The 3,083-nt window shown below is 71.0% G+C and carries 3 protein-coding genes, 1 tRNA gene and 1 pseudogene; 2 read left to right on the forward strand and 3 right to left on the reverse strand.

Annotated features, from left to right (window positions below; all coding sequences use genetic code 11):
* Positions 1-1,031, reverse strand: a 1,031-nt coding sequence (locus G6021_RS04410; protein WP_241736425.1) for a PEP/pyruvate-binding domain-containing protein, incomplete at its 3' end; no start/stop codon positions are given.
* A gap of 104 nt (positions 1,032-1,135) precedes the next feature.
* Between G6021_RS04410 and G6021_RS04415 the strand changes: the two genes are divergently transcribed.
* Positions 1,136-2,185, forward strand: coding sequence for a methyl-accepting chemotaxis protein (locus G6021_RS04415; RefSeq protein ID WP_241730824.1), 1,050 nt, complete (start codon positions 1,136-1,138; stop codon positions 2,183-2,185).
* A 63-nt stretch (positions 2,186-2,248) separates the two neighbouring features.
* Here the strand turns inward: G6021_RS04415 and G6021_RS04420 are convergent.
* Positions 2,249-2,319, reverse strand: a tRNA-Gly gene (locus G6021_RS04420).
* A 46-nt stretch (positions 2,320-2,365) separates the two neighbouring features.
* Positions 2,366-2,635 carry a hypothetical protein gene (locus G6021_RS04425; RefSeq protein WP_017838404.1) on the reverse strand — a complete coding sequence of 90 codons (270 nt, stop codon included), beginning with the start codon at positions 2,633-2,635 and terminating at the stop codon, positions 2,366-2,368.
* 208 nt (positions 2,636-2,843) lie between these two features.
* Here G6021_RS04425 and G6021_RS04430 point away from each other — a divergent pair.
* Positions 2,844-3,083: pseudogene (locus G6021_RS04430) on the forward strand (hypothetical protein); the annotation flags it as partial.

The following is a 3,083-nucleotide window of genomic DNA, read 5'->3' on the forward strand; positions in this document are numbered from 1 at the left end:
ATCGGGTCGACGTCGGTGTCGGTGTCGGTCGCGGTCCCGGCGTCGCCCGCCCCGCCCGCCGGATCCCCGGCCGTCGCCCGACCCGCGAGGGTGGTGATCGGCCGGGTCTGGACGAGGTAGAGCTCGCCGTCCTCGATCGCGAACTCGGTGTCCTGCGGTGTGCCGTAGTGCGCCTCGGACGCCATCGCCAGCCGGGCGACGGCACGGACCTGCTCGTCGTCGAGGACGCGGGCGGTCTGCATCTCCTCGGGGACGGGCACCAGCCCGTCCCCGGTGCGGCCGGCGACGATCCGCGCGACCTTCCGGCCCACGTGGGCGGTGAGGATGCGCAGGTCGGACTTGGCGACGACGTAGGTGTCGGGTTCGACCTTCCCGCCCACGACGACCTCCCCGAGTCCGAAGGCCGCCTCGATCACCACCCGGTCGGTCTGGGAGGTGCGGGGGTCCGCGGTGAAGGCCACCCCGGAGGTGTCGGAGCGGACCATCCGTTGGACGACCACGGCGATGGAGGGCTCCTCGTCGTACCCCGACACCGCCCGGTAGGTCATCGCCCGCGGGGACCACAGCGAGCACCAGCACCTGCGGACCGCGTCGAGCAGGGCGTCCCCGCCGACGACGTCGGTGTAGGACTCGTGGATCCCGGCGAATGACGTGTCGCCGGCGTCCTCGGCGGGGGCGGAGCTACGGACCGCGACCGGGACGTCGGTGCCCAGCGCGCGGTAGTGCTCGAGGATCGACTCGCGCAGCCGGGCCGGCAGCTCCACCTGCGCGACGGTCCGCGTCAGGTCCTGTGACCTGGCGATGAGCTCGGCCTCGGTGAGTCCCTCCTCCGGCACCCGCTCGGTGTGGAGGCGCGCGCGGACGCCGCCGGCGTCCATCGCCTCCAGATACGCCGACTGGCCGATCGCGAACCCGGGCGGCACGGCGAGCCCGGCGCCCGTCATCTCCCCGAGATTGGCCGACTTCCCTCCGTACTCGGGTGCGTCGTCGAGCCGTAGATCATCGAAGGTCGTGACCCGCTGTGCGTTCATCTCGTGCCCCTTCCGGGAACGCTGTCCGGTCTGTCCGCCCGCCGCTTCCTCCATGGTGCGCTGATCGGGAGGTCCCGGGTGGGATGTTCGGGCAGAATCGATCCATGGCTGACATGCAGGTGCGGGTCCCGTCCCCGTCGTCCCTCGTCCAGAGCGCGTTCCGGGTGGTCGAGTGGGAGCTCTCGATGGCGCGGGAGTTCCTCCTCCTGCCCGCGCGGGTGATGGCGCTCCTGGAGGACGTGGAGTCCATCGTGCGGCGCGTCCAGCGACTGTTGGACGAGGTCGAGCGGACCGTGTCGTCGATCGACGGGATCGTGGTGACGGCCGCGGAGACCGTCGACGGGGTACGGACCACGGTCTCGCGGGCCGACCGGGTGGTCGACGACGTCGAGCGCACGGTCTCCTCCGCCGACTCGATCGTCGCCCGGGTGGGGTCGACCGTGGACTCGGCTGACGGGATCGTCGGCAGGGTGGGGTCGACCGTGGACTCGGCGGACGGGATCGTGGCTCGTATCGGTGCGACCGTGGACGTCGCGGACAGCGTGGTGCTCAGGGTCGACTCGACGGTGGACTCGGCGGACGCGGTCGTGGTGCGCGTCGGCTCGACGGTCGACACCGCGGACGGGCTCGTGACCTCGGCGGGCGGGCTCATGGACCGGATCGTGCCGATGGTCGACTTCGCCGAGTCCGCGCTGGCGCCCGTCAAGCCCGTCGTAGAGGCCCTGTTGGTCGACGCCGAACTCTCGCCGGAGACCGCCAGGAGGGTGGCGACCCGCCTCACAGAGGTGCTGGTGTGGACGGACAAGACCATCGCGCTGCTGGAACCGATCGCCGACGAGATCCTCGAATCGGTCGATTCCGAGGAGATCAAGGCGGTCGTGCAGTTCATCGACCATCTGCCCGCGTTGGGAGACAGTCTCGAGAACGACGTGATGCCGGTGCTCGCCTCGTTGGACACCGTGGCTCCCGAGGTCCACCAGATCCTCGAGGTGGCGCAGCAGTGTCTCGAGGCCGTCCAGGGCATCCCCGGATTCCAGCTCCTGCGTCGCCGCGGTGGCGACAACGGCAACGGCAGGGGCGGGTCGTCAGGGGCGGGGTCGGGACGGACCGAGCCGGGACGCACCGAGCCGGGGCGGCCCGGGCCGGACTCCTGACCGCGTTGAGCACCCGGTGAGACGACTCGAGGCCCTCCCGTGACGGGAGGGCCTCGATCTCTGAGCCGATGACGGGAATCGAACCCGCGCTGTCTGCTTGGGAAGCAGAAGTTCTACCATTGAACTACATCGGCGATGCTGCCCGAAGGCGGGTTCAGATTAGCACGAAGCCTCCGGCCGTCAGCTGTTCCGGGGTCCCTTCCGGGCGGCCTTCCGCTTGGCCCCGGTGGTCATGGGCCGCCTGGTCTGGCCGAGCGAGGCCCGGGGCACGAACCCGAACCCGACGCCGCCGACGACCGCGACGGCGAGCGCGCCGATGATCCACGGGGTGAGCGAACCGCCGCCGGTCAGGCCCATCATCACGATGAGGGCGGCGATGCCCACGCACACCCAGGACCAGACGGTCCATCGCCAGATGTACTTCGAGGGCTCTTCCCTGAACTCGTCCATGCCCCCGATTCCACCACGTGAGCGGGGTGCGGCGCATATCCGCGGTCCCGCCAGGGGTGCCTGGACACGGGCGGTGGTGTGGCCGGTCTCACGAGGATCCGGCGCGGACACGGGTATGGAACCGGCGGTGAACGACGCTGAAATGGATGAGAGTCCGTTTCAGTGGCCGGGTGCCCGGCCGGGCGGGCACCCTGCCAGGAGGACGAGGATGGACGACGTGACGGAGCGGCCGATCGCCGAGCGTGTGCGGACCGTCCTGGCGCGCGGCGCCGCAGGCACCGTCGGTTCGGGCCTCCTGACCCGGCCGCTGAGGTCCGCCAGGGTCCGCGACGACGGCGTGATCGTGCTGGTGGTGGACGTCGGCGGTATGTCCCGTGAAGTGGGGGAGTCGGCCGGCGTGGCGTCGGTGGGAGGCTCGGCCGCGGTCGAGATCGTCGACACGGTGTGC

This window comes from Dietzia sp. CW19 (assembly GCF_014145265.1).
Taxonomy (GTDB): Bacteria; Actinomycetota; Actinomycetes; order Mycobacteriales; family Mycobacteriaceae; genus Dietzia; species Dietzia natronolimnaea.

Bases quoted from the DNA above. Each gene is read 5' to 3' on its own strand.
- G6021_RS04415 (WP_241730824.1), top strand. From the start codon at position 1,136: ATGGCTGACATGCAGGTGCGGGTCCCGTCCCCGTCGTCCCTCGTCCAG.
- G6021_RS04425 (WP_017838404.1), bottom strand. From the start codon at position 2,635: ATGGACGAGTTCAGGGAAGAGCCCTCGAAGTACATCTGGCGATGGACC.